The sequence below is a fragment of the Streptomyces sp. SID13726 genome (assembly GCF_010548375.1).
Classification (GTDB): domain Bacteria; phylum Actinomycetota; class Actinomycetes; order Streptomycetales; family Streptomycetaceae; genus Streptomyces.
Map to the genome: position 1 here is coordinate 1 of NZ_JAAGLY010000333.1, position 480 is coordinate 480.

Annotated in this window: 1 pseudogene; it reads right to left on the bottom strand. The window is 71.9% G+C overall.

The features are described from left to right. Positions 1-480 (bottom strand): annotated as a pseudogene (locus G3I78_RS47930) (sugar ABC transporter substrate-binding protein); the annotation flags it as partial.

Sequence of the window (480 nt, forward strand, 5' to 3'; positions counted from 1 at the left end):
CGATCTGCCATCCCTGCTGCGAGAGCGGCTCCGGGACGGTGGCGGCCTGGAACTGCTCGCTGTTGATGCGCCGGAAGGCCGACGGGTCCCCGTCCCCGGCGCCGATGTTGAAGGGAGGCCCGGCGCCGGGCTTCCCGGCCGCCCGGAAGGCGGGCGCGGCGTCGTCGAAGTACAGGTCGTTGATGGCGACGGAGTACGTCCACTGCTTGCGGAAGCGGGACAGCAGCGAGGCGACCTCCTGGGGGGTGCGCCGGCTCGCGTCCGGGATCGGGATGTTCTTGTGCGCGAGGAGCCGGACCCCCGGGCAGGCGGCGAGCCGCTGCTCGATCAGCTTGGACTTCGTACCGGCGAAGGGGATCGAGTCGTCGGTGAAGACGACGACCCCGGCGGCCCCCTCGGACCGGGCGATGACCCAGTCCGCGCTGGCCTTCGCCACCTCCTCCACCTTCGCGGTGACGGCGGTGACGAGGACGTGGACGA